The following is a 25,294-nucleotide window of genomic DNA, read 5'->3' on the forward strand; positions in this document are numbered from 1 at the left end:
ATGTATTAATAATGTTTCTTAATGAGGAAATGCGCTGTATCTGGTCTATCAGTCACAATAGTATGAACGCCTTTTTGTATCAATTCATCCATAGTATCGATTTGATTGATCACCCAATATGCGACCGCAATATTTAATGAAGTTAAATATTGGATGAATCCTTCACTATCAAGCGGTAAACCTTTAGCATTTAATGGAATTTGGAAAGTGTCTGTCTTTGGTTCATACACATGACCAAATCCTGAATGATAAGCAAAGAATGCCTTCGCTACTTCATTCTGACCTGTTCCTAACGCAACGGTGTTTTGAGCATATAAATTAAATCGTTCTATTTGTTCATCATAAAAACTTGCCACGTTTACACGTTTTTCAGCTTTTGCTTCAGATATAACGCGGTATAATTGAGAAGGTGCTAAACTACCCGCATATGTCTCAGGATGGTCCTTAATATCGATATTAATCAGTACATCAGGGTATTCTGTTAGAAGCTCTTTAAGCGTTATGATTTTTGCTTTTTCGTTACCTCTGTATGGATGTTCATTGTTTATATCTTTAAAATGATATCCAAAATCTAATTTGCGTAAATCTTCTAAAGTATGATCTCCAACATACCCTGAACCGTTACTTGTTCTATCAACAGTATCGTCGTGCATGACAACAAGTTCTTCGTCTTTAGTAAGGCGAACATCTATTTCAAAACCAGTTACTTCATAGTTTAATGCATGATCAAACGCAAGACGTGTATGTTCTGGTCTTAGTGCCATTCCGCCACGATGTGCAAATACGTATGGCGCAGGTTGTGTGAAGAATGGTTTAATTGTTCGAGGTTTAACTTGTGAAGTTGCTTTCGTTACCATCCATGATCCCGCAACAATGCCTCCAACAAGACCTGTAGTTTTTAATAAATTAAATTTTGACATGTTATCCAATCCTTTCGAAATGCGATTCAGACTCATTTATATTCTATCAAATTGGATAGTGTTATAAAAGTAAGTAAGATTTTAATAAGAAGTTTAACTCCTTTCATACTATAATAGAACATGCTAATATAAAAATAAAAAGAATTAGGTGAGATTATCGTGGATATAGTTGAAAGAATAAGCATAATTGTCTATTTAAAAAATATGAAACATGAAAGACAATTACGCAAATTTGGGAACATTTATTTTACACATAAAAAAGAACACTATGTCATGCTTTATACGAATGAAGATAAAATAGATGACACTATACAACATTTAATGAAATTAAAGTATGTAAAAGACGTAAAAGTGTCACCATTTAAGCAAGTGAAAAGAGATTATTCAAGTAAAAATGTTGAGAAGAAGGAATATTTGAATTTTTAATTATTGTAATGGGGGAATAAACCTTTCGAGTCTTAGAACACCTTTTAGGTATGTGAAGTAAAGATCATCTTCAGCGAATTCAGAACGTGACTTTACATCTAATCCTCTTACTTTAAAGTTATATTCATTTGCCCATTCATTAATGAGGTCGAACTTTTTATTTGTATCAGGATATGGGTATTTAATACCCTCTAAAATCGTATAAATCGCTTGAAAATGATTTTCTTCTGTAGGTTTCATAATGATACAAGCTGACGATAATTTGTCCTTTGATAACGGTGTATGTAACATTAGAATATCTGAAATTCGTTCATGGTTATATTCTATTAAAGTTTTGAATTCAAATAAATCAGTTAAACCTTGGCCTATAACAATAAATGATTGTTTCATTTTTAAAACCTCGTTTTTCATTAATATATATTAAGTATAGTTAATTATGAATAATAAAGAAAGTGATGATTAAATTGAGAGTAATCGGCGGAAAATATAAAAGGCTTCACATAAAAACGATTGAAGGACAATCAACTCGACCTACGACAGATAAAGTTAAAGAAAATATATTTAATCGATTACAAGATATTGAAGGTAATGGATTAGATTTATTTGCTGGAAGCGGTGGATTAGGTATAGAAGCTTTATCTAGAGGACTTCATAAAGTGATTTTCATAGATGGAAACTTTAAAGCAACTAAAATGATAAATCAAAATTTAAATACTTTAAAAATACCTCAAGAACATTATGAAGTTTATAAAAACGATGCGTTAAGAGCATTAAAAGCATTAAGTAAAAGAAAAATTAAATTTGATTATATATTTTTAGATCCACCATACAAGAAAGATTTGATAAATAAATCACTTGAAAAAATAGCAGAATTTGATTTGTTAAATGCAAATGGTACAATTGTTTGCGAATTTGATAAACATGAAAATATAAACACTTATGGCTTTGACATAATCAAGAAATATGAATACGGTTTGACGCACGTTATGTTGCTTACAAAAGGAGAATATGATGACTAAAAGAATAGCGGTTGTTCCAGGTAGTTTTGATCCAATTACATTAGGCCACATAGATATCATAAAAAGAAGCGCAAAAATTTTCGATGAAATACATGTATCTGTATTGAAAAATTCATCTAAAAGTGGACTGTTTGAAACACAAGAACGTGTAAGTTTAATTGAAGAAGCACTGCATGATGTACCAAACGTAGTTGTACATTCGTTCCATGGATTACTTGTTGATTTTTGTAAAGAAATCAATGCGACAACTATCGTGAGAGGTTTAAGAGCAATAAGTGATTTTGAATATGAGATGCAGCTAACATCTATGAATAAGAAATTAGATGATGATATCGAAACATTGTATATGATGACAAATAATAATTATTCATTTATCAGTTCAAGCGTTGTTAAAGAGGTAGCACAATTCGGTGGAGACATTTCAGAATTTGTACCTGAAAATGTAAATAAAGCATTAAAAGAAAAAATAAAAACAAAAAACAGCAAATAGTGAAAGCAAAGTTGATTTTTCACTATCCAAAAACAGACATCAAGTCCTATGCTTGATGTCTGTTTTTGGATAGCGATACGCAACGTAAATTTATTCATGTATATAGACTGCTTGGTTAAAATCAGTTTCAGGTTGTCCTGATACTGATTGATAAAGTTCAGTCGCTTTTATTTCATGTTTAAAAAACTCAGCAGACTTCTTATTAACATTTGTAACTATTGGTAATGGACAATCTTCTTTAATTTCTTTTAGGTACGCTTGTCCATTTCTAGTCATTGCCAATACTCTAATAGCAGTATCTTCATACTGATGGACATCTGTAGATTTAATGTTTAATAGTGTTGCTGTAAGTAATCTTTGAATTCTAGTCCATGTATAACGTTTGGATTTAACTTTTTTCACGAAATCTTCAAAGCGATGGCAATCTCTAATTTCTTTCTTCAATTTATATTCTAATCCTTCAGACATCATATAGATTTGTCTTAATTCTTCATGACTTGATCTCAAAATTGTCCATCTTAAGTATGGAAAGAAGTCATCCCAATTTATTCCGTTAGTTTGTTTTAATATTTCAACGCTTGTATGAGGTAAACTTTGTTGATAAGTTTCTTGCTTATTAAAATATGCATTTCTAATTGAAGTAGCGCTTGAAATATGTGTATTGTCATTTAAATGTGCATCTAAATATAAATTATCTTTTCTTTGAATGGTTACAGGTTGAATCGATAATTGGTGGTTCATAATATGTCGGACATATTCTATTGCTAATAAGTTATTAGAGCCATTTAGTAAACTAGAATCATTAATTAATTCGGAAATAATTCTAGGATGTGATTTACCTTCTTTAACTAAAGCTTTATATCGGTCGTCGTGTTTTAATTGCTCAATTTGATGTATAACCTCTGTTATTTCATCTATATTACCTGATTCACTTCCAAATGATAATGTATCGCATTTCAGCATCTCCGCAATTTGTACACCACCTTGAGCAAATAATTCACCAGATGAAATAGCATATATGAGCGGTAATTCAATAACTAAATCAACATGTTGTATGGCCATTTTTGCTCTGTTAAATTTATTTAATAACGCTGGTTCACCACGCATCGTAAATGATCCACTCATGATTGCTATTGTGACATCACTTTGTGTTTTGCTTTTAGAAGATTGGGCGTGGTAAACGTGACCATTATGAAATGGATTATATTCTGTAATTAAAGCAACACTTTTCATTTGCATTTCCTCCGATTAAACTTCATTATAAGTATTGTATCAGATAATGAATGTTAAGAAAAAATCTTGACAAACATTGTCGTTAAGGTTACAATAATTTTTGTGTTTGTAAGAGGTGAACCCAGATGAAGTGGTCAATAACACAACTTAAAAAAAACCAAAACGAACCGTTTACTTTTGATAAAGAAATCGATATGAATTATCTTACGGAACGAGTAGATGAACTCATCGATATATCTCCAATAAAAGTAACTGGAGACGTTCAAGTGCGTATGCATGATATAATTGTCAATCTTGACATTACAGGGGTATTGACGTTACCATGTGCCCGTACTTTAAAGCCAGTAGAGCTACCATTTGATACAACATCAACAGAAATATTCGAACTTGATGAGTCCAGTGATAGAGAAGGCGTCTATGATGAAGCGAGACACAAACTCGACGGAGGCATGGTTAACCTATTACCTATTATTGAAGAACTCGTTATTTTAGAGAAACCGATGCAAGTTTTCTCTGAAGGAAGTGAAGATATTTCATTGGCAGGCAATGGTTGGGAAGTTATTGGCGAAGATCAAGTTGAATCGACCGATAATTCAGATGAAGAATCATCAGAAAAGAAAGTTGATCCAAGACTTCAAAAATTACAACAATTATTCGATGATAACAAATAATCGAACAAGTGTTTATAAAATTTTAAGGAGGAATTAGACATGGCAGTTCCAGCTAGAAGAACTTCAAAATCAGTTAAAAGAAAACGTCGTACTCATTTCAAAATCTCAGTGCCAGGTATGGTAGAATGTTCAAACTGTGGAGAAATGAAATTATCTCACCGTGTATGTAAAGCATGTGGATCATACAAAGGTAAAGAAGTCGTTTCTAAATAATAATTAACAAAAACGTCCAATCATTGGGCGTTTTTTATTTTTATAATCATTTCTATTCAATATGCTATATTTCATATATACTAGAGTTATAAATAGTAAAGTAAGAGGAGATTATATGGAAGAAATCACTTCAGTTCAAAATACAAAAATAAAACAAATAAATAAATTAAAAAAGAAAAAAGAAAGAACAAAACAAGGACAATTTTTAATAGAGGGATTCCATCTAATTGAAGAAGCATATAATAGCGGACTTAAAATCATGTCACTGCTCTTAGTCGATCCTTCTAGAATTGATGAAAAAATGATTGAATATGCCGAAGAAGTTTATACAATTAATTTTAAAGTTGCAGAAGCGCTATCTGACACTACGACGCCCCAAGGTGTTTTTGCTGTTGTTGAGCTTCCTTCAAATGATGTTTCGACTGATAATCAAGTTCTTGTACTGGATAGAGTTCAAGATCCAGGAAACATGGGAGCATTAATTAGAAATGCAGATGCAGCAGGGATGGATGCCGTGATGTATTCTAAAGGTTGCGCCGATCCTTATCAGGATAAAGTATTACGCGCTTCGCAAGGTAGTGTTTTTCATCTGCCTGTAATAGAAGTTGATTTAGAAAGTTATTTAAATGGCTTTGATGGCAATGTATTTGGCACGAGTCTTGAAGATGCAGTTAATTATCAAACCATTAATAAACAAGATAAATTTGCCTTAATTATGGGTAACGAAGGTAGTGGCGTCGAGGAATCTTTACTAAAACAAACGACACAAAATTTAAATATCCCTTTGTATGGCAAAGCTGAAAGTTTAAATGTGGCTGTATCGTGTGGTATTTTGTTATATCATTTGAAAGGTTGACAAAAAACTTAATTTTAATATAATTAATTTATATTAATATGTGCTAAGAAAAGGACGTAAATTAATGTTTACACATAAAAGGGAATGGATTCGCGACTGAAAGATCCTATGTTATGACTTAATTTTTTTCATCCTTTTAGCAACTTAAAGAAATTTAAGTCGGAAAGTAAATCCGTTATCAACACATAAGTGTATGCATAACTATGCATAAATTTGGGTGGTACCACGGAAGACTTTCGTCCCTCGTCTATTGAGGGATGGAAGTCTTTTTTTGACTAATTAGGAGGAAGTAAAAATGTCATTAATAGACAAGTTAGCTGAACTAAGACAAGAAGCTTTAGTGAGTATAAATGAAGCGAAATCTGAAAAAGCATTACAAGACGTTAAGGTTAATTATTTAGGTAAAAAAGGTGTCATCACTGGTTTAATGAAAGAAATGAAAGATCTACCTAAAGAAGAAAGACCAGAATTTGGACAACGTGTAAACGAAGTTCGTAAAGCGGTTGAGGTAGAAATTGAATCGAGAAAGAGCCTATTAGAAGAAGAAGCATTAAATGCACAATTGGAAAATGAATCGTTAGATGTTACATTACCAGGCAGAAAAATAACATTAGGGTCAAAACATCCTTTAACGAGAATACAAGAAGACTTAGAAGATTTATTTATCGGTCTAGGTTATGAAATTGTAGAAGGTTATGAAGTGGAGTCAGATTATTATAACTTTGAAGCTTTAAATTTACCAAAATCTCATCCTGCTCGAGATATGCAGGATAGCTTTTATATTGATGAAGAAATATTGCTTCGTACACATACGTCACCAGTTCAAGCGAGAACACTTGAAAAAAGAAATGGTGTTGGACCAGTTAAAATCATTTGTCCAGGTAAGGTGTATAGAAGAGATTCAGATGATGCTACTCATAGTCATCAATTCACTCAAATTGAAGGTTTAGTCGTTGCAGAAAACATTAAGATGAGTGACCTAAAGGGAACATTAGAATTATTAGCACGTAAACTATTTGGTAAAGACCGTGAAATTAGATTAAGACCAAGTTTCTTCCCATTTACTGAGCCTTCAGTTGAAGTTGATGTATCGTGCTTCAAATGTAAAGGTAGTGGATGTAACGTATGTAAACAAACAGGGTGGATAGAAGTATTAGGTTCAGGTATGGTACACCCAAATGTACTTGAGATGGCTGGTTTTGATTCAACTAAATATTCTGGATTTGCATTTGGTCTTGGACCAGACAGAATGGCTATGTTGAAATACGGTATTGAAGACATCAGACATTTCTATACAAACGATGTAAGATTTTTAGAACAATTTAAGCCTGTAGAAGATGGTGGTGAAGCATAATGTTAGTAAGTAAAGAATGGTTAAATGAATATATTAATATAAATGTTGATGTTGAAGCGCTAGCCGAGAAAATCACAAGAAGTGGTATTGAAGTAGATAGCATTACTGATTATGCTAAAGATATTAAAAAATTAGTTGTCGGTCATGTTATAAATATTAAAAAACATCCAGAAGCGGATAAACTTAATATTTGCTTAGTTGATGTCGGTGAAGAAGAACCAATACAAATCGTATGTGGTGCACCTAATGTCGCTGCAGATCAATTCGTAATAGTATCAAGAGTAGGTGGCCGATTACCTGGTGGCGTTAAAATTAAACGAGCTAAATTAAGAGGCGAAGTTTCAGAAGGTATGATTTGTTCTTTACAAGAAATAGGTATTGATCAAAATCTTATGCCTAAAAAATATGCTGACGGTATTTATGTATTTTCAGATGAACCAAAACCAGGTAGTGATGCACTAGAATCATTATTATTAAATGATGCAGTAATGGACTTTGATTTAACACCTAATAGAGCTGATTGCCTAAGTATGTTAGGTGCTGCACACGAAGTACGAGCATTATATGGTAATGAAATTAACTACCCGAACACAACTGTAAATGAAGAGCATGACCTAGCAGTAGATGAAATTTCAGTACGCGTAGAAGATGAAGAAGCAACACCATATTATGCAGCAAGAGTCGTGAAAAATCTCAAAATTGAGCCATCACCTACTTGGATGCAAACAAGATTAATGAAAGCGGGCATCCGTCCAATTAATAATGTAGTTGATGTTTCGAATTATATTTTATTAGAATATGGACAACCACTTCATATGTTTGACCAAGACGAAATTGGTTCAAATAGCATTGTTACACGTTATGCGAATGAAGGCGAAAAAATAACTACTTTAGATGAGGTAGAAAGAACTTTGAAATCATCTGATGTTGTCATAACTAACGGGAAAGAGCCAATTGCATTAGCAGGTGTAATGGGTGGTAATTTCTCAGAAGTTACAGAGAAAACACAAAATGTCGTGATAGAAAGTGCATTATTTAATGCTGTTAACGTTCGTCAAACTTCAAGAAGATTAGGATTGAGAAGTGAAGCTTCTAGTCGTTTTGAAAAAGGCGTAGCCACAGAAAGAGTAAATGATGCATTAGATAGAGCAGCATTTTTATTACAAGAAATAGCGAATGGCTCAGTGCTAAAAGGCATTGTATCAGATGGTCAATTACCTGAAACTTCAAAAGTCATTACAATTTCGACTAGTGATGTCAATCGATTAATTGGTTTTGAATTATCAACCGAAGATATCAATACGATATTTGAACGTCTAGGATTTGGTACAGAAATACAACAAGACGAGTTCAAAGTTACAGTACCATCAAGAAGAAACGATATTTCAATTAAAGCAGATTTAATAGAAGAAGTTGCAAGAATATATGGTTATGATCAGCTACCTTCAACTTTACCGAATTTTGAGCAATCAACTGCAGGATTTTTAACTGATAATCAATTAAAGACACGTAAAGTGAAAGAAATACTAGAAGGCGCTGGACTTAACCAAGCCATCACGTATTCATTAGTACGCAAAGATATGGCAACAAGATATACACTTAGTAGCCATGAAGTCGTAGAATTAATGATGCCGATGAGTGAAGATGGAGCGGTATTAAGACAAAGTTTATTACCTAGATTAATAGATGCTGTTAGATATAATGTAGCAAGAAAAAATAAAAATGTTGCTTTATATGAACTAGGTAAAGTATTTTACAGTAAAGGTAAAGACCAATTACCTATTGAAGTAGAATTTTTAAGTGGAATTCTAACTGGAGAATATTCAGGTAATCGTTGGCAACAAAAAAGCGAACCAGTCGATTTCTTCTTAGTTAAAGGATTAGTTGAACGTATCGCAGAACAATTGAATGTAACATTTACTTATGAATCAGCTGAAGTTGATTTGTTACATCCAGGAAGAACTGCTTATGTAAAACTAAACAATCAAATTATAGGATTGATTGCTGAATTACATCCTAAAGTTGAAAAAGAAAATGATTTAGATAGAACTTATGTATTCGAATTGAATTATACAGAAATCTTAAAAGAGCAAGTTGGCAAGATCGAATACTCAGTCATTCCAAGGTTCCCTGGCGTGTCTAGAGATATTGCGTTAGTTGTTGACAGTGAAGTGTCAGCATCATCATTAGTGGAAACGATAAATGACAATGGTGAAAATATATTAAATCATGCAGAAGTCTTCGATGTTTATGAAGGAGAGCATGTTGAAGAAGGTAAGAAGTCAATTGCAATAAGAATAGACTACCTTGATATAAATGAAACGCTCACAGAAGATAAAGTATCTAATGTACATAACCAAATATTAGCAGCTTTAGAAGCTAAAGGTGCTACATTAAGAGCTTAAATAGTATTTGGAGGCTCATTACTTATGATTAAAAAGAACAACCTACAAAAATCAAATGATTTTTGCAGGTTGTTCTTTTCTGTAATGGATGAGAATGTAGTATAATGTGTTACTTTTTTCGTTTTGCCATAATCGTAATTTGTTTACCGATAAACCAAATTAAATAGCACATGATAAGAATTGCCAATATCACTTGCCAGCTTAATGTGATAAGTATCATATTAATGTCTCCTTTTTTTATTGAGTAAATCTAAAACTTTGTCTCTATTTTTAAAATGTTTTTTTGTTATATGATCTAGTTTATCTAAATCGTATTTTTGAGCAATCTTGGCAGCTTGTAAGTCAACTTTATTGCTAGCACCTTTTGGAATAGTCATATTTAAATCATGACTTAATTGATCCATATGTTTAACAAAAGCGTATCTCGCAATTATACTAGCAGCTGCTATAGCGATTGATTTCGATTCACCTTTTGTTTCGAAATACGTGATGTCTTTTCTTGGCATTGAACCGATTATGTAACGTTCGTAAGTTGTTCTTTGTACAAATTGATCTATTACGATTTGTTCTAATTCATTTGATTCAATTCTTGATATAACATTAGTGATTGCTTGGTTGTGGAGTACTGCTTTCATCTTAACTTGGCTCCAGCCTTCCAATTGTTTAATGTTGTAATTGACATTATCAAGTACGATAAGAGAATGGGGACAAATATTTATAATTTGTTCCGCTAATTCAACTATTTTAATATCAGTTAAATTTTTTGAGTCCATAACGCCTAAAGTTTTTAAAATTTGAGCATTCTTCTTTGTTACATAAGCTGCACAAACAGTTAAGGGACCGAAGTAATCACCACTACCAGCTTCGTCACTTCCAATTGTATTATGTATATCAAAATCATAATTTGCTTTTGCATGTGTTTGTTTTTCATTTGATGATTCGATTTTTATACCTAAAACATCTCTTGCAACTTGTTCGGCATCTTTACCTTGGAACATTATTTTCTTAGAACGATAAATTTGAACTTGTGTGCTTTTTATTTTTTTCTTAGCTAATGTACCTGTAGGTAGATTTGATGTTTCCATGTTGTATTTTTCTATGATGTTGTTAATCGTTGTAGAATCTATAACTTTTACGATATTCGCCACGTTTATACCCTACCTTTAAAAAATTTATACATTTAGAGTAGCACAAAATCTTTAGTTAAACGAATATTCTATTATGAAAGTAATGGTAAACCATACACAAATGAATATATGTCATGTATAATGTATTATGATTAAATATATAGAATTACATTTATAATTTGAACAGGGGTAGTATAATGACTGAAAACAAAAATAGAGTAACCGTTGTTATAAATGATCAACATTATACAATAATCGGTGAAGACGATCCTTCACATATTCGTTACGTTGCTGGTAGGGTAGATGAAAAGATTAAAGCATTAGGACAACTCAATGCGGGGTTAGATACAACACGTAAATCAGTTCTGACTGCTGTAAATGTAATGCATGAATATGTTAAGTTAGAAGAAGAAAATGACAAGCTACAAGAAGAAATTAAACAATTAAAAAATAAAGGAACTTTAGAATGATAACTTTAATCGTAATTTTAAGTATCTTTTTAGGTGTTATTATAGGATATAGACGTAGTTTAATATTGCAGTCTTTACATACAATTAGCACAATTGCATCACTCATTGTTGCGCAGTTATGTTTTGTACCGTTTAGTAAACAACTACATTTAATCTTACCTTATCCAAGTGCGTCTACAGAAGGTACTAATTCAATATTTAAAAATATAAATAATGAGGATGCGTTCTATAATATTATGGCTATTCTCATTTTATTTGTTATGACAAAAGTGATTTTACAAATTGCGGCAACAGTTTTTGATTTTTATCATCAAATGGATTTTGGTGGTAAATATGCTAGATATTATGGCATGGTATTAGGATTTATCGAGTCATACGTTGTTATGATAATTGTAATAGCATCAGTAGCTGTAATCCCTGTTCCTATATTTATTAATGCACTTCATGATTCATCTATAGGAAACTTAATTTTAACAAAAACGCCAATCTTATCTGATTTATTAGTAAAATGGCTTTCAAATTAAATGAATTCATATTAACAAAGTCATGGGAAAACCTATGACTTTTTTTACGGAGGAATAGATATGCTAACAAAAAAAGATATTACAAAGATGCTAGAAACAATTGCTGTATACATGGAAATTAAAGGTGAGAATCCATTTAAAGTATCAGCTTATAGAAAAGCAAGTCAATCATTAGAAACAGATGAGCGTACGTTACAAGAAATTGAAGACGTAACTTCTTTAAAGGGCATTGGTAAAGGTGTAGGAGACGTAATTAATGAATATATAGAAACTGGGAATCAATCATATTTAGATGAACTTAAAAAGGAAATTCCAGAAGGATTAATACCACTACTTAAAATACCGGGTTTAGGTAGCAAGAAGATTGCTAAACTTTATAAAGAGTTAAATGTGAAAAATAAAGAAGATTTAATTGAAGCATGTGAACAGAATAAAGTATCTGAACTTCCTGGATTTGCTAAGAAGACTGAACAGAAGTTATTAGAGGAAGCAAAAGTATTAGGACAACGACCAGAGAGATATCCGATAAATACGATGATTAAGGCTCATGAGGAGATTAATCAATTTTTAGATGGTATTGAGGATATCATTCAGTATCATATTGCAGGAAGTTTTAGAAGAATGAGAGAAACAAGCAAAGATTTGGATTATATCATTTCTACGAATGATGAAATGAAAGTTCAAGAAGCACTTCTCAAATTTCCAAATATACAAGAAAAAATTGCTGTCGGTAAAACAAAAGTGTCACTAGATTTATTGTTTGGAGACGATGTAATAGGCGTGGACTTTAGAATGATTAAAGAGGAATCGTTTTATCATACATTGCAACATTTCACTGGCTCAAAAGACCACAATATTAAAATTAGACAAATCGCCAAAGACCGTAACGAAAAAGTAAGTGAATATGGCATCGAAGAAAGTAATGGAAATATCATTACTTATAAGAGTGAAGAAGAAATATATAAACATTTCAACGTACCATTCATACAACCAACGATGAGAGAAGATGGAACAGAGTTTGATAAAGATTTAAGCGATATTGTTCAATTAGATGATATAAATGGTGATATTCATATGCATACTACTTATAGTGATGGTGCATTTAGTATTGAAGAGATGATAGAAGCGGCAATCAAACGAAATTATCAATTTATATGTATAACAGATCATTCCAGAAATCTAGCAGTTGCAAATGGTTTATCAATCGAGCGATTATTAGAACAAAATGAAAAAATTAAAACACTCAATAATCAATATAAAGAAATAGATATTTATAGTGGAACAGAGATGGATATTAAACCAGATGGGACATTAGACTATCCAGATGAAGTTCTGAAAGAATTAGATTATGTTATTGCAGCAATTCATCAAAGTTTTAATCAATCCGAAGCTGAAATTATGCATCGTCTAAAAGTTGCTTGCGAGAATCAATATGTCAGACATATTGCGCATCCTACTGGTCGTATAATAGGTAGAAGAGAAGGGTATCAAGTAAATATGGATGAACTCATTAAAATGGCAAAGGAAACAAATACAGTGTTAGAATTAAATGCTAATCCTCAAAGATTAGACTTAAATGCTGAAGTTTTAAAACAGCATCCTGATTTAATGATTACGATTAATACAGATGCACATCATATAGACCATTTTGATTTTATGAAATATGGAGTAGGAACAGCTCAAAAAGGCTGGGTAAAGAAATCTCAAGTAATTAATGCTAAAGATAGAGTATCATTTAAGAAATGGATTCAATCCAATAAATAAGCAAAATAGAAGAGGGAAGATAAAATGAATGAAAAAACATTAAAAGTTCTTGAATATCCCTTAATTATTCAACAATTATCTGCACATGCCACAAGTGATATCGCAGAACAATTAATTAGAGAACTTAAACCGAGTGTTGACGTCGAAATCGTGAAACATAGCTTAAATGAAACCGATGAAATGACACAGATATATAATAAACATAGAGTGCCAGGATATTCAGGATTGAAGGACATTAAATCCTATGTAAAAAGATCACAAATAGGCAGCTTGTTATACGTAGAAGAATTGAATCAAATTAAGAAAAATATACAAGTACAAAATCGCTTTAAAACATTTTACACAAGTATCATCGATGAAGATGAAGAAATATTGTATCCTTTAATTGATCAATACGTTATGCGCCTACCTGTGTTGAGTGATTTGTTAGAACAAATTAGTTCCCAATGTGATGAACATGACCTATTCGATAATGCTAGTCCGAAATTAGCAGAACTAAGATATCAAATAAAAAAAACGAATGACAGAATTAAAACGAGACTCGAACAAATGGTTAGATCTCAAGCGAACCAGAAAAAATTATCTGATTCAATCATTACAGTTAGAAATGATCGACATGTTATTCCAGTTAAAGCTGAATATAGACAAGATTTTAGTGGTATTGTTCACGATCAGTCTGCTTCAGGTCAGACCTTATATATTGAACCAAATGCGATAGTTGAAATGCATAATCAAATTTCTCAAGTAAAAGCGAAAGAAAAAGAAGAAAAAGACAGATTGTTATATATATTGACTGAACAAGTAAGTGAAGTTGCTTATGATTTATTAACGAGTACTGAAATTATGGGGCATTTAGATTTTATAACTGCTAAAGCAAAATTTGGTGCAACATTAAAAGCAACGAAACCGGTTATATCAGATGAACGAGCTATTTATTTACCAAAAGCAAGACATCCACTTATCGATAAATCAGTAGTAGTTAGCAATACAATTGAATTCAAAGAGAATATCAATGCAGTTATCATTACTGGACCTAATACGGGTGGTAAGACTGTCACTTTAAAAACAGTTGGACTTATAACTTTAATGGCACAATCTGGTTTATTAATTCCAACTTTAGATGGATCGATAATTACGGTATTTAATAAAGTATTTTGTGATATTGGTGATGAGCAGTCAATTGAACAATCGCTTTCAACATTTTCTTCTCATATGAAAAATATTGTAAATATTATAGATTCAGCTGACAGCTCATCTCTTATATTATTTGATGAACTTGGAGCAGGGACTGACCCTAGTGAAGGTGCAGCATTGGCGATGAGTATATTAGATTATACAATTGAAAAAGACGCCCTTATTATGGCAACAACTCATTATCCAGAATTAAAAGCATATAGTTATAATCGAGATAAAGTCATGAATGCGAGTGTAGAATTTGACGTTGAAACGCTTAGACCAACGTATAAATTGTTAATGGGTATACCAGGTAGGTCTAATGCTTTTGAAATTTCTAAAAAACTTGGATTAAAGAATGAACTCATAAATAATGCTAAATCGTTAATCGGTCAAGACGAAAAAGAAATTAACGTTATGATTGAATCCCTAGAAAAAAATGCGAAAACAGTTGAGAATGATCGAATTGAAGTTGAAAGATTAAAACAAGAATCCGAATCATTACACAAATCGCTTTCACAAGAACTACAGCGTTTTGAGAATTTTAAAACACAATTAATGGATGAGGCAAGAAATAAAGCAAATCAAGAAGTTAAACAAAAAACTAAAGAAGCTGAAATGATCTTACAAGATTTAAGACAAATGAGAGATCAGTCTCAAGCCAATATAAAAGAACATGAATTAATTGAAAAGAAAAAACAACTCGACAGTCAATATACAGAGAAATCGTTAAAACAAAAAGTTCAAAAAGAGCGTCATGATAAAATTAAAATAGGTGATGACGTTAAAGTATTGTCTTATGGTCAAAAAGGTGAAGTAATTGATTTAGTCAATGATGAAGAAGCCATTATACAAATGGGTATATTAAAAATGAAAATAGAAATTAAAGATTTAGAAAAACTAGATAAGAAGAAACAACAGCCTAAGAAAATAGTAACGAGAACAAATCGCTCTTCAATTAAAATGGACTTGGATCTTCGGGGTTACCGTTTTGAAGAAGCAATGAGTGAATTGGATCAATATTTAGACCAAGCAGTGTTATCAAACTATGGTACTGTGAATATCATTCATGGTAAAGGCACTGGCGCATTACAAAAAGGTGTCGCCGATCATCTGAAAAGACATCGTTCTGTAGAATCATATAGAACGGGTACACCGTCTGAAGGTGGATTTGGTGTTACTGTTGTGACCTTGAAATAAGGAGGAAGCATGTTGGATAACTTTGATATGTATAAATTAGCCAAAGTATTATTAGTGGTGTCTGCGCTAACGTTTTTAGCAGGTATTGCATATTTAATTTTCTTTTAGGGGGAATAAAAATTGATAAAGACAAATATAGAAAATCAAGTTTTATTTATTCAGTTAAACAATGCACCAGTCAATGCATTAAATGAAAAGATACTCGTGAATTTAATTGAAACAATAGAAGAGCAAGGTTTTGATGACAATGTTAAAGTCATCGTGATTAAAGGCAATGAGAAATGCTTCTCTGCTGGTGCAGACATTAAATCATTTCCTGAATTAACGAAACATGAACGATTAGATCTAGCTACAACAAGCGCCAAGTTATTTAGACTCATTAAAACATGTCATAAACCAGTTATCAGTTCTATCCATGGTATTTGTCTAGGTGGTGGCTTTGAGTTAGCTTTATCTTGTGATATGAGAGTGATATCACAAGATACTAAAATAGGATTACCTGAAATTAATTTAGGTATATTCCCTGGATTTGGTGGTGTAAGAAGACTATCAGCTATGATTGGTCAACATAAAGCACTACAAATCGCTTTAACTGGTGAGGTAATTTATCCTGAAAATATTCCAAGCTTATTTAATATAATAGTTGAGAGTAAGGATGAAATAGAGAAAGTAACAAATAAACTTGCATTTGATATTGCATCTAAGTCATTAGATTCAATTAAGGTTATAAAGCAAATGTCTAATTTAGATTTGTCACTAGAGAGTGATCAAATTGAAGAACGAGAATTTGTAGATATTATAGAATCAGAGAACGCAAAGGAAGGAATAGACGCATTTATATCAAAGCGTAACCCTCAATTTAAATAATTGATTCAAATTATATCTTCGAGTACAATACAGTTTGAGCAAACAAAATGCATGGCGAATTGAAGCGTGCTATAATCACATTATCATGAATTAACAAGGAGGATTTTTCCTATGGCATTAGTAAAAGCAACAGACTCAAATTTTGATGAACAAATTAAAGAAGGCGTAAGTTTAGTAGACTTCTGGGCACCTTGGTGTGGACCTTGTAAGATGATTGCGCCAGTTTTAGAAGATTTAGCTAAAGACGTTGATGGAAAAGCAAACATCGTTAAAGTAGACGTTGATGAAAATCAAGCTACTGCAGCTAAATACGAAGTAATGAGTATCCCAACATTAATCGTATTTAAAGACGGTGAACCAGTAGATAAAGTTGTTGGTTTCCAACCTAAAGAACAATTAGAACAAGTTTTATCTAAACATTACTAAGCATAAATTGCTTTGGCGATATATGAGAAGAGTCTGGGACATTATACGTGTCTCAGGCTCTTCTTTTCAATTCTCGTTATACTTGCCGGAGTGGGACTATGAAATCTTTATTTGAGTAATTGATTTCAGTCTTACTCCTTTATTATGTTTATTTAGAACGTAAATTTTGGGAACGTCACACTTTATTGATATAATATGAATAAAAAGGTAGGTGAATTAAGTGGAAGACTACCAAAAGAAAATAAAACAAAAATTATCAGTTCTACCTACAGATCCTGGTTGCTATATCATGAAAGATAGACAAGGAAGCGTAATTTATGTAGGCAAAGCAAAACGATTGAGAAATCGTGTTAGAAGTTACTTTACAGGTGCACACGATGAGAAAACGACGAGACTTGTTGGTGAAATTAGAGATTTTGAATTTATAGTAACGGCAAGTGAAATAGAATCTTTGCTGTTAGAACTTAACTTAATTAAAAAACATCAACCAAGATATAACATTTTACTTAAAGATGACAAAAGTTATCCGTTTATAAAAATTACAAATGAAAAACACCCAAGATTACTTGTAACAAGAACAGTTAAGAAGAATTCAGGTAAATATTTTGGACCTTATCCAAACGCATACGCTGCACATGAAACTAAAAAGTTACTTGATCGTATTTACCCATTAAGAAAATGTGTGACGATGCCAAATAAACTTTGCTTGTATTATCACATAGGACAATGCTTGGGTCCTTGCGTTTACCCAGTAGAACAAGAAGCATACCAAACAATGATTAAAGAAATAACTGATTTCCTAAATGGCGATGATAAAACAATCGTTAATGATTTAACAAATAAGATGAATATAGCAAGTGAATCTCTTCAATTTGAAGAAGCTAAAGAATATAGAGATTTAATTATGCATATCGATAAGCTAAATTATAAGCAGAACATGATGTCTGAAGACATGACAATGCGAGACATATTCGGCTATTCAGTAGATAAAGGTTGGATATGTATACAAGTGTTTTTTGTGAGACAAGGTAAATTAATAGAAAGAGAAGCATCTATGATACCTATAATACAAACGGCAGAAGAAGAATTTTATACATTTATCGGACAATTTTATTCATTAAATCAACATTTAATGCCAAAAGAAATTCATATTCCTAAAAATCTTGATATAAAGACTATTGAGTCAGTTGTTGAAACGAAAGTAATACAACCTAAAAGAGGAAAGAAGAAAGAAATGGTCGATTTGGCCATTAAAAATGCTAGTATCTCACTTCATAATAAATTTGAAATTATTGCTAAAGATGAATCTAGAACGATTAAAGCAATTGAAAATTTAGGAGATGCAATGGGTATACAAACACCGATTCGTATAGAAGCATTTGATAACTCTAATATACAAGGTTACGATCCTGTATCTGTTATGATTGCGTTTGTCGATGGAAAACCAAGTAAGAAAGATTACCGTAAATACAAAATCAAATCCGTACAAGGTCCTGATGATTATAAATCTATGCAAGAAGCAGTTAGAAGAAGATATACACGCGTGCTAAAAGAGGGACTACCACTACCTGACTTAATTATTGTCGACGGTGGTAAAGGTCATATGTCTTCCGTAAGAGAAGTATTAGAAAATGAACTTGGCCTCGATATACCAATAGCAGGTTTAAGTAAAAATGATAAACACCAAACTTCTGAATTACTGTATGGCGTACAAGCTGACATCATACCATTAAAGAAGAATTCTCAGGCATTTTATTTATTGCAAAGAATACAAGATGAAGTCCATAGGTTTGCAATATCATTCCATAGATCAACAAGACAAAAATCATCACTTAAGTCAGTGTTAGATGGCATTGACGGAATTGGCCCGAAACGTAAACAAAGCTTATTAAAAGAATTTGGAACCGTAAAGAAAATGAGAGAAGCTTCGTTAGAAGATTTTGTAAAAATTGGAATACCTGATAAAGTTGCTCGTAATTTAAGACAAAAGTTAAATGATGAAGAGTAATATTACAATAAAAATACTTATTATTTGGGTATGAGAATAATTCTCATACCCAAAATCATTGTTAATGATGTTACAATATACATGTAATGCTCATTGTGTTTTTTTTGTGATATATGTAATCGTTTTCATATATTGCGAATCAACTTATACATAATAGAGCGATAGTTTAATGTTAGGGGGGACTTATCTTGGCGTCAACTGAAAAACAGTTTATATTACGTCGTATTCATTCATTATTAGGTGTAATTCCTATAGGAATATTCCTGATTCAACATTTATTGATTAACCACTTTGCAACAATTAGCCCGGAAGCATTTAATAAGGCTTCAGACTTTATGTGGAATTTACCTTTCAAAATTGTATTAGAAGTGGTAGTTATTTATATTCCTATATTGTTCCACGCTATTTATGGATTGTACATAGCGTTTACAGCTAAAGAAAACATTGGTAGATATTCATTGTTTAGAAATTGGATGTTCTTACTTCAAAGAATTACTGGAGTTATTTCATTCATCTTTATTGCTGTACACGTATATCAAACACGTATTCAAGCTGCATTAGGTCATCATGTTGACTTTGATATGGTATCAGATATTTTATCTAATCCAATCTCAGTTACATTATACGTTATCGGTGTATTAAGTGTTATATTCCATTTCTCAAATGGTTTATGGTCATTCTTCATCACTTGGGGAATTACACAATCACCTAAATCACAACGATTCATGACATATGTAACTTTATTCGTATTTATTGTAATTAGTATTATTGGCTTAAGAGCTATCTTTGCGTTCGTATAAGATTTATACATTTTAGGGGAGTGACTTTTTTATGGCAAACAACAAAATTATTGTTGTCGGTGGTGGTTTAGCAGGATTAATGGCGACAATTAAAGCTGCAGAAAAAGGTGCACATGTTGATTTATTCTCATTAGTACCTGTTAAACGATCACACTCTGTATGTGCTCAAGGTGGAATAAATGGAGCGGTAAACACTAAAGGTGAAGGTGACTCACCTGATATTCACTTTGATGACACTGTTTATGGCGGGGATTTCCTTGCTAACCAAACACCTGTTAAGAAAATGACTGATGCAGCACCAAGTATTATCCATTTATTAGACAGAATGGGTGTTATGTTTAACCGTACACCAGAAGGTCTATTAGATTTCCGTAGATTTGGTGGAACATTGCATCATAGAACTGCTTATGCAGGTGCTACAACTGGACAACAATTACTATATGCATTAGATGAACAAGTTAGAAGTTTCGAAGTAAAAGGATTAGTTACTAAATATGAAGGTTGGGAATTTTTAGGCATTGTAAAAGATGACGATAACGCTGCACGTGGTATCGTTGCACAAAACTTAAAAACTTCTAAAATAGAATCATTCGGTTCTGACGCTGTAATCATGGCAACTGGTGGTCCTGGTATCATATTTGGTAAATCAACAAATTCTATGATTAACACAGGATCTGCTGCATCTGTTGTTTATCAACAAGGTGCGAAATATGCGAACGGTGAATTTATTCAAATTCATCCAACTGCGATTCCAGGTGATGATAAACTCCGATTAATGAGTGAATCTGCACGTGGTGAAGGTGGACGTATTTGGACGTATAAAGATGGTAAGCCTTGGTATTTCTTAGAAGAAAAATATCCTGACTATGGTAACTTAGTACCACGTGATATTGCAACTCGTGAAATATTTGATGTATGTGTTAACCAAAAATTAGGTATCAACGGTGAAAACATGGTATACCTAGATTTATCACATAAAGATTCACATGAGTTAGATGTTAAACTTGGTGGTATTATTGAAATATATGAAAAATTCACAGGTGATGATCCTCGTAAAGTACCTATGAAAATCTTCCCAGCAGTACATTATTCAATGGGTGGAATTTGGGTAGACTTTGATCAAATGACAAATATTAAAGGCTTATTCGCTGCAGGTGAATGTGATTATTCACAACACGGTGGTAATAGACTTGGAGCAAACTCATTATTATCAGCAATTTATGGTGGTATGGTTGCAGGTCCAAATGCTATGGAATATGTTAAAAATATTGAAACATCTTATACTGAATTAGATGAAGAAATCTTTGTTAAGCGTATAAATGAAGAACAAGAAAAATTCGATCATTTATTGAATCTTAAAGGTACTGAAAATGCTTATAAACTGCATAAAGAATTAGGTGAAATTATGACTGCCAACGTTACAGTTGTTCGTCATAACGATCGACTTCTTGAAACAGATAAGAAAATTGTTGAATTAATGGAAAGATATCAAAACATTGATATGGAAGATACTTCAACTTGGAGTAACCAAGCTGTATTCTTTACTCGTCAATTATGGAATATGCTTGTACTTGCTAGAGTCATTACGATTGGTGCATATAATCGTAACGAATCTAGAGGTGCACATTATAAACCAGAATTTCCTGAACGTAATGATGAGGAATGGTTAAAAACAACAATTGCACAATTCAAAGGACCAAATGAGGCACCAGAATTTTCTTACGAAGAAGTTGATATTAGTCATATTCCACCTCGTAAAAGGGATTACTCTTCTACTTCAAAAGGGGGTAAATAATCATGGCAGATACTCAATCAATTCAACAAAATGAACAAAAAAATAAAACAATTTCATTAATTATCACGCGTCAAGAGAATGATAAATCAAAACCATATGATGAAAAATTTGAAATTCCTTATAGACCTAATATGAATGTTATTGCGGCATTAATGGAAATTCAAAGAAATCCATATACGTCTAATGGTGAGAAAACAACACCTGTCACTTGGGACATGAATTGTCTTGAAGAAGTATGTGGTGCATGTTCTATGGTTATCAATGGTAAAGCACGACAATCATGTTCGGCAATCATTGATCAATTAGAACAACCTATTAAACTTGAACCAATGAAAACATTCCCAGTTGTACGCGACTTACAAGTTGATCGTTCACGTATGTTTGATAACTTGAAGAAAGTTCAAGCATGGGTACCAATAGATGGTACATACGACTTAGGACCTGGTCCACGTATGCCTGAGAAGAAACGTCAAACTGCTTATGAGTTATCAAAATGTATGACATGTGGTGTTTGTTTAGAAGTTTGCCCTAACGTTAACGTAAACAATAATTTCATGGGTGCTCAAGCAATTTCTCAAGTTCGTCTTTTCAATTTACATCCAACTGGAAGTATGACTAAAGATGAAAGAATCAAAGCATTAATGTCTGATGGTGGTATTCAAGAATGTGGTAGTTCACAAAACTGTGTGAATGCATGTCCAAAAGGTATCCCGTTAACAACTTCAATCGCTGCGATGAATAGAGAAGCAACTTTCCAAATGTTTAAATCATTCTTCGGTTCAGATCATGAAGTGAACTAAATATAACCAAAACCTTTAAAGTCATTAATTTGGCTTTAAAGGTTTTTTTATTATGAAGGTAATTTGTTCAATAGCAATTCATTCACGATATATCTTATGATATGTTATTATAATTGGTATAAGATAAAAATTTAATAGAAATTATGTTAATAAGAATGTGAAGTGAAAAGAATGAATAAACCAATCGGTGTAATAGATTCAGGTGTTGGCGGTTTAACAGTAGCAAAGGAAATTATGCGTCAATTACCTAATGAAACAATTTATTACTTAGGAGATATCGGTAGGTGCCCATATGGCCCGAGATCCAGAGAAGAAGTAAAAGCATTTACAATTCAATTGGCGAACTTTTTAGTGAGTAAAGATATTAAAATGTTAGTCATTGCTTGTAATACTGCTACAGCAGTTGCTTTAAAACCTTTACAAGATATGTTATCTATTCCTGTTATTGGGGTAATAGATCCAGGATCAAGAACAGCAATTTCAACGACGAGAAACAATAAAGTCTTGGTATTAGGTACTGAAGGTACAATTAAATCTGAGGCATATCGGAGAAGCATTAAATCGATTAATCCACAAGTTGATGTCAAAGGTATCGCTTGTCCAGGATTCGTTCCGTTGGTTGAACAGATGAGGTATAAGGATCCAACTATCACAAGTATTGTCATTCATCAAACTTTAAAACAATGGAGGTACGATGACTCTGATACAGTAATTTTAGGGTGTACACACTATCCATTAATATATGATGAAATTAAGAAATATTTTGACGATGGTAAAATTGTCATATCATCAGGTCTAGAAACAGCTAGAGAAGTAAGTGCATTACTAACTTTTAGTAATGAACATTCTTACTATACGCCAAAACCGAAACATCATTTTTTTGCAAATGGTGATGTAGAACATATAACTAGAACGATTAAGGAATGGCTACATATAGAAGATGTAAATGTTGAAAGAATAACGCTGTAAGGGGAGAAGAAAATGAAAGATATTATTATAGCATCAAACAATAAAGGTAAGATTAATGATTTTAAGGCAATTTTTCCGAAAGCAAATGTAATAGGTATTTCAGAAATTGCCCCGGATTTTGATGTTGAAGAAACTGGTGAAACATTTGAAGAAAATGCGATTTTAAAGGCAGAAACTGCCTCAAAAACGTTAAATAAAATCGTTATAGCTGATGATAGTGGTTTATCAGTTAAAGCATTAAATGGAGAACCAGGCATTTATTCAGCTCGATATGCAGGAGAATCTAAAAACGATCAAGATAATATAAATAAATTATTAGCAAATCTAGAAGGTGTTAATGAAAGAGATGCAGAGTTTGTATGTGCGATTGCAGTGAGTGAGCCAGGGAAAGAAACCCTGACTTATATCGGCAAAGTACATGGAGAAATTATCAACGATCAACGTGGAGAGAATGGATTTGGTTATGATCCAATCTTCTTTGTACCTTCATTAGATAGAACAATGGCAGAATTAACTGCCGCAGAAAAAAGTTCAATTAGTCACCGAGGTAATGCGATTAAATTAATGAACGAAGATATAGGGGAGAGATTTCAATGAAATGGATAATTGTTAGTGATAATCACGGTGAACAAGGTATTCTTCATGAAATTTATAGTAAAAATAATGATGCTGATTTATTCTTACATTTAGGTGATTCAGAATTTGATTATCATGATACTGAATTAAGTTTATACAATAGAGTAAAAGGGAATTGTGATTTTGATCCTGAATTTCCTATAGAGGAAGCTGGCGAAGTAGAGCATATTAAATATTTCTATACACACGGTCATAGATATGATATTAAACGTAGTAGAGATGTATTAGCTGCACATGCCAAAGGATTAAATGCAAAGTTTGCTTTCTATGGTCATAGTCATATCGCATTATTAGAATCTGTAGATGACGTATATTGTATTAACCCAGGAAGCATAGCCCAATCTAGAGGAGAATGGGAAGAATCATACGCAATTTTAGAATTTGATGAAGAACATCAAAATGCCAACTTATCTTTCTTAAATAGAGCGCATCATGTCATTCAAAAGCAGTCGCTTGCATTGTAATATACATGGATAGAATAATGAGTGATTATGAATAAATATACCGAGAAGTTTCTGAGACGTGAGTGTCTCAGACGCTTTTTTTATAATGTGCTTTCTCAAGGTGTGTAGCAAGTCAAGGAATAACTAGAAAGTTAAGCTATGTAGTGATCGAAAATTATGTTTTTTATTAAGGTCCTGTTTTAGGATTTAGTGACTATTTGTACCGACCTCATTTTAATTACAAATATAGAATAAACTTTCAATTTAATTGAAATTGTTTTATAATTATTAATGTTGTTAAAGTACGGTAAATAATATTGTTTCAATTTTTGGAGGGAAAGATAGATGATGGGTACATATGTAACGTCAGTTATTAACCAAGAAGAATTTCTTATCAATAAAGGTGAAGAAAATGAAATAAAAGAAAATATCTACGTACTCAGTGAAAAGGGCTTAATACATGCAAGTGTTATAGAAATATTTGAAGATAATTTCAAATGTAAGGCTGACAAAACAAACACAGTGAAGATAAATGATATCGTTATTACAGAATAAAATAGTAATTTAAGAAGAAAATGTGTAAAAATACCTCGGAAGCGATTTAATAAACCTTTTTCTTTTTAAAAACTATTGATTAAAGTGCATCTATTAGATATAATTATTCTTGTGTTGAAAATGTCCTGGTAGCTCAGCTGGATAGAGCAA

The 25,294-nt window shown here is 32.1% G+C and carries 26 protein-coding genes; 22 read left to right on the top strand and 4 right to left on the bottom strand.

Translation table 11 applies throughout. The features are described from left to right. Positions 1–5: 5 nt before the first annotated feature. Entirely contained in the window at positions 6–920 is a 915-nt protein-coding gene (locus CD111_RS00760; protein ID WP_095088594.1) for a glycerophosphodiester phosphodiesterase family protein, read from the bottom strand. Between the two features lie 159 nt (positions 921–1,079). On the opposite strand from CD111_RS00760, the gene CD111_RS00765 reads away from it, so the two are divergent. After that, positions 1,080–1,346 carry a DUF2129 domain-containing protein gene (locus CD111_RS00765; protein WP_095088592.1) on the top strand — a complete coding sequence of 89 codons (267 nt, stop codon included), beginning with the start codon at positions 1,080–1,082 and terminating at the stop codon, positions 1,344–1,346. Here CD111_RS00765 and CD111_RS00770 read toward each other — a convergent pair whose 3' ends face one another. Next, on the bottom strand, positions 1,347–1,736 hold the full coding sequence (locus CD111_RS00770; protein ID WP_095088590.1) for a DUF7147 family protein: 390 nt from the start codon (positions 1,734–1,736) through the stop codon (positions 1,347–1,349). It abuts the gene before it with no gap. 74 nt (positions 1,737–1,810) lie between these two features. Here CD111_RS00770 and rsmD point away from each other — a divergent pair, with 74 nt between their 5' ends. Next, a complete protein-coding gene (rsmD, locus tag CD111_RS00775; RefSeq protein ID WP_095088588.1) occupies positions 1,811–2,365 on the top strand; it encodes a 16S rRNA (guanine(966)-N(2))-methyltransferase RsmD in 555 nt (184 codons plus the stop codon). After that, positions 2,358–2,855 carry a pantetheine-phosphate adenylyltransferase gene (gene coaD / locus CD111_RS00780; RefSeq protein ID WP_095088587.1) on the top strand — a complete coding sequence of 166 codons (498 nt, stop codon included), beginning with the start codon at positions 2,358–2,360 and terminating at the stop codon, positions 2,853–2,855. The genes rsmD and coaD overlap by 8 nt, the downstream gene beginning before the upstream one ends. A 90-nt stretch (positions 2,856–2,945) precedes the next feature. On the opposite strand, the gene CD111_RS00785 is transcribed toward coaD, so the two are convergent. Beyond that, on the bottom strand, positions 2,946–4,088 hold the full coding sequence (locus CD111_RS00785; RefSeq protein ID WP_095088585.1) for a nucleotidyltransferase: 1,143 nt from the start codon (positions 4,086–4,088) through the stop codon (positions 2,946–2,948). A 125-nt stretch (positions 4,089–4,213) separates the two neighbouring features. Here CD111_RS00785 and CD111_RS00790 point away from each other — a divergent pair, with 125 nt between their 5' ends. The 5 genes from CD111_RS00790 (at position 4,214) to pheT (ending at position 9,587) form a co-directional block, all read left to right on the top strand. Next, the gene (locus CD111_RS00790) at positions 4,214–4,759 is read left to right on the top strand and encodes a YceD family protein (protein WP_095088583.1); all 546 of its coding nucleotides are present in this window, start codon (positions 4,214–4,216) and stop codon (positions 4,757–4,759) included. Between the two features lie 39 nt (positions 4,760–4,798). Next, positions 4,799–4,972, top strand: a complete 174-nt coding sequence (gene rpmF, locus CD111_RS00795) for a 50S ribosomal protein L32 (RefSeq protein WP_095088581.1) — start codon at positions 4,799–4,801, stop codon at positions 4,970–4,972. Positions 4,973–5,087: 115 nt separating this feature from the next. Beyond that, positions 5,088–5,828 (top strand): TrmH family RNA methyltransferase, encoded by a 741-nt coding sequence (locus CD111_RS00800; protein WP_095088579.1) that lies wholly within the window; start codon positions 5,088–5,090, stop codon positions 5,826–5,828. A gap of 295 nt (positions 5,829–6,123) precedes the next feature. Further along, a complete protein-coding gene (gene pheS, locus CD111_RS00805) occupies positions 6,124–7,182 on the top strand; it encodes a phenylalanine--tRNA ligase subunit alpha (protein WP_095088577.1) in 1,059 nt (352 codons plus the stop codon). Further along, positions 7,182–9,587: a phenylalanine--tRNA ligase subunit beta gene (gene pheT, locus CD111_RS00810; RefSeq protein WP_095088575.1), complete on the top strand. Its 2,406-nt coding sequence runs from the start codon at positions 7,182–7,184 to the stop codon at positions 9,585–9,587. Before pheS ends, pheT begins: the two co-directional genes overlap by 1 nt. Positions 9,588–9,808: 221 nt before the next feature. On the opposite strand, the gene rnhC is transcribed toward pheT, so the two are convergent. Beyond that, entirely contained in the window at positions 9,809–10,735 is a 927-nt protein-coding gene (rnhC, locus tag CD111_RS00815; protein WP_095088574.1) for a ribonuclease HIII, read from the bottom strand. Positions 10,736–10,911: 176 nt separating this feature from the next. Between rnhC and zapA the strand changes: the two genes are divergently transcribed. The 14 genes from zapA (at position 10,912) to CD111_RS00885 (ending at position 25,144) form a co-directional block, all read left to right on the top strand. Continuing rightward, positions 10,912–11,184 carry a cell division protein ZapA gene (gene zapA / locus CD111_RS00820; protein ID WP_095088572.1) on the top strand — a complete coding sequence of 91 codons (273 nt, stop codon included), beginning with the start codon at positions 10,912–10,914 and terminating at the stop codon, positions 11,182–11,184. Next, positions 11,181–11,708 (top strand): CvpA family protein, encoded by a 528-nt coding sequence (locus tag CD111_RS00825; protein ID WP_095088570.1) that lies wholly within the window; start codon positions 11,181–11,183, stop codon positions 11,706–11,708. The genes zapA and CD111_RS00825 overlap by 4 nt, the downstream gene beginning before the upstream one ends. 60 nt (positions 11,709–11,768) lie before the next feature. Next, positions 11,769–13,472, top strand: a complete 1,704-nt coding sequence (gene polX / locus CD111_RS00830; protein ID WP_095088568.1) for a DNA polymerase/3'-5' exonuclease PolX — start codon at positions 11,769–11,771, stop codon at positions 13,470–13,472. Between the two features lie 24 nt (positions 13,473–13,496). Beyond that, complete coding sequence (locus tag CD111_RS00835; RefSeq protein ID WP_095088565.1) at positions 13,497–15,845, top strand: endonuclease MutS2; 2,349 nt, start codon at positions 13,497–13,499, stop codon at positions 15,843–15,845. Positions 15,846–15,965: 120 nt separating this feature from the next. After that, positions 15,966–16,712 (top strand): enoyl-CoA hydratase/isomerase family protein, encoded by a 747-nt coding sequence (locus CD111_RS00840; RefSeq protein ID WP_095088563.1) that lies wholly within the window; start codon positions 15,966–15,968, stop codon positions 16,710–16,712. A gap of 111 nt (positions 16,713–16,823) precedes the next feature. Beyond that, positions 16,824–17,138: a thioredoxin gene (trxA, locus tag CD111_RS00845; RefSeq protein WP_095088561.1), complete on the top strand. Its 315-nt coding sequence runs from the start codon at positions 16,824–16,826 to the stop codon at positions 17,136–17,138. Between the two features lie 220 nt (positions 17,139–17,358). Next, positions 17,359–19,146, top strand: a complete 1,788-nt coding sequence (gene uvrC / locus CD111_RS00850; protein ID WP_095088559.1) for an excinuclease ABC subunit UvrC — start codon at positions 17,359–17,361, stop codon at positions 19,144–19,146. A 188-nt stretch (positions 19,147–19,334) separates the two neighbouring features. Then, the gene (locus CD111_RS00855) at positions 19,335–19,946 is read left to right on the top strand and encodes a succinate dehydrogenase cytochrome b558 subunit (protein WP_095088557.1); all 612 of its coding nucleotides are present in this window, start codon (positions 19,335–19,337) and stop codon (positions 19,944–19,946) included. A 31-nt stretch (positions 19,947–19,977) separates the two neighbouring features. Further along, positions 19,978–21,741 carry a succinate dehydrogenase flavoprotein subunit gene (gene sdhA, locus CD111_RS00860; protein ID WP_095088555.1) on the top strand — a complete coding sequence of 588 codons (1,764 nt, stop codon included), beginning with the start codon at positions 19,978–19,980 and terminating at the stop codon, positions 21,739–21,741. Positions 21,742–21,743: 2 nt separating this feature from the next. After that, a complete protein-coding gene (sdhB, locus tag CD111_RS00865) occupies positions 21,744–22,541 on the top strand; it encodes a succinate dehydrogenase iron-sulfur subunit (protein WP_095088553.1) in 798 nt (265 codons plus the stop codon). A gap of 171 nt (positions 22,542–22,712) precedes the next feature. Further along, complete coding sequence (gene racE, locus CD111_RS00870; RefSeq protein WP_095088551.1) at positions 22,713–23,510, top strand: glutamate racemase; 798 nt, start codon at positions 22,713–22,715, stop codon at positions 23,508–23,510. A gap of 12 nt (positions 23,511–23,522) precedes the next feature. Next, positions 23,523–24,107, top strand: a complete 585-nt coding sequence (locus tag CD111_RS00875; protein ID WP_095088548.1) for an XTP/dITP diphosphatase — start codon at positions 23,523–23,525, stop codon at positions 24,105–24,107. Continuing rightward, positions 24,104–24,610, top strand: a complete 507-nt coding sequence (locus CD111_RS00880) for a YfcE family phosphodiesterase (protein WP_095088546.1) — start codon at positions 24,104–24,106, stop codon at positions 24,608–24,610. The genes CD111_RS00875 and CD111_RS00880 overlap by 4 nt, the downstream gene beginning before the upstream one ends. A 324-nt stretch (positions 24,611–24,934) precedes the next feature. Then, the gene (locus CD111_RS00885; RefSeq protein WP_095088544.1) at positions 24,935–25,144 is read left to right on the top strand and encodes a hypothetical protein; all 210 of its coding nucleotides are present in this window, start codon (positions 24,935–24,937) and stop codon (positions 25,142–25,144) included. The last annotated feature ends 150 nt before the right edge of the window (positions 25,145–25,294 follow it).

Source organism: Mammaliicoccus stepanovicii (genome assembly GCF_002902525.1).
GTDB classification, from domain to species: domain Bacteria; phylum Bacillota; class Bacilli; order Staphylococcales; family Staphylococcaceae; genus Mammaliicoccus; species Mammaliicoccus stepanovicii.

Coding starts and splice junctions, on each gene's coding strand:
- CD111_RS00760 (WP_095088594.1), bottom strand. CDS start 920: ATGTCAAAATTTAATTTATTAAAAACTACAGGTCTTGTTGGAGGCATT.
- CD111_RS00770 (WP_095088590.1), bottom strand. CDS start 1,736: ATGAAACAATCATTTATTGTTATAGGCCAAGGTTTAACTGATTTATTT.
- coaD (WP_095088587.1), top strand. CDS start 2,358: ATGACTAAAAGAATAGCGGTTGTTCCAGGTAGTTTTGATCCAATTACA.
- CD111_RS00785 (WP_095088585.1), bottom strand. CDS start 4,088: ATGAAAAGTGTTGCTTTAATTACAGAATATAATCCATTTCATAATGGT.
- CD111_RS00790 (WP_095088583.1), top strand. CDS start 4,214: ATGAAGTGGTCAATAACACAACTTAAAAAAAACCAAAACGAACCGTTT.
- rpmF (WP_095088581.1), top strand. CDS start 4,799: ATGGCAGTTCCAGCTAGAAGAACTTCAAAATCAGTTAAAAGAAAACGT.
- CD111_RS00800 (WP_095088579.1), top strand. CDS start 5,088: ATGGAAGAAATCACTTCAGTTCAAAATACAAAAATAAAACAAATAAAT.
- pheS (WP_095088577.1), top strand. CDS start 6,124: ATGTCATTAATAGACAAGTTAGCTGAACTAAGACAAGAAGCTTTAGTG.
- pheT (WP_095088575.1), top strand. CDS start 7,182: ATGTTAGTAAGTAAAGAATGGTTAAATGAATATATTAATATAAATGTT.
- zapA (WP_095088572.1), top strand. CDS start 10,912: ATGACTGAAAACAAAAATAGAGTAACCGTTGTTATAAATGATCAACAT.
- CD111_RS00825 (WP_095088570.1), top strand. CDS start 11,181: ATGATAACTTTAATCGTAATTTTAAGTATCTTTTTAGGTGTTATTATA.
- polX (WP_095088568.1), top strand. CDS start 11,769: ATGCTAACAAAAAAAGATATTACAAAGATGCTAGAAACAATTGCTGTA.
- CD111_RS00835 (WP_095088565.1), top strand. CDS start 13,497: ATGAATGAAAAAACATTAAAAGTTCTTGAATATCCCTTAATTATTCAA.
- trxA (WP_095088561.1), top strand. CDS start 16,824: ATGGCATTAGTAAAAGCAACAGACTCAAATTTTGATGAACAAATTAAA.
- sdhA (WP_095088555.1), top strand. CDS start 19,978: ATGGCAAACAACAAAATTATTGTTGTCGGTGGTGGTTTAGCAGGATTA.
- sdhB (WP_095088553.1), top strand. CDS start 21,744: ATGGCAGATACTCAATCAATTCAACAAAATGAACAAAAAAATAAAACA.
- racE (WP_095088551.1), top strand. CDS start 22,713: ATGAATAAACCAATCGGTGTAATAGATTCAGGTGTTGGCGGTTTAACA.
- CD111_RS00875 (WP_095088548.1), top strand. CDS start 23,523: ATGAAAGATATTATTATAGCATCAAACAATAAAGGTAAGATTAATGAT.
- CD111_RS00880 (WP_095088546.1), top strand. CDS start 24,104: ATGAAATGGATAATTGTTAGTGATAATCACGGTGAACAAGGTATTCTT.
- CD111_RS00885 (WP_095088544.1), top strand. CDS start 24,935: ATGATGGGTACATATGTAACGTCAGTTATTAACCAAGAAGAATTTCTT.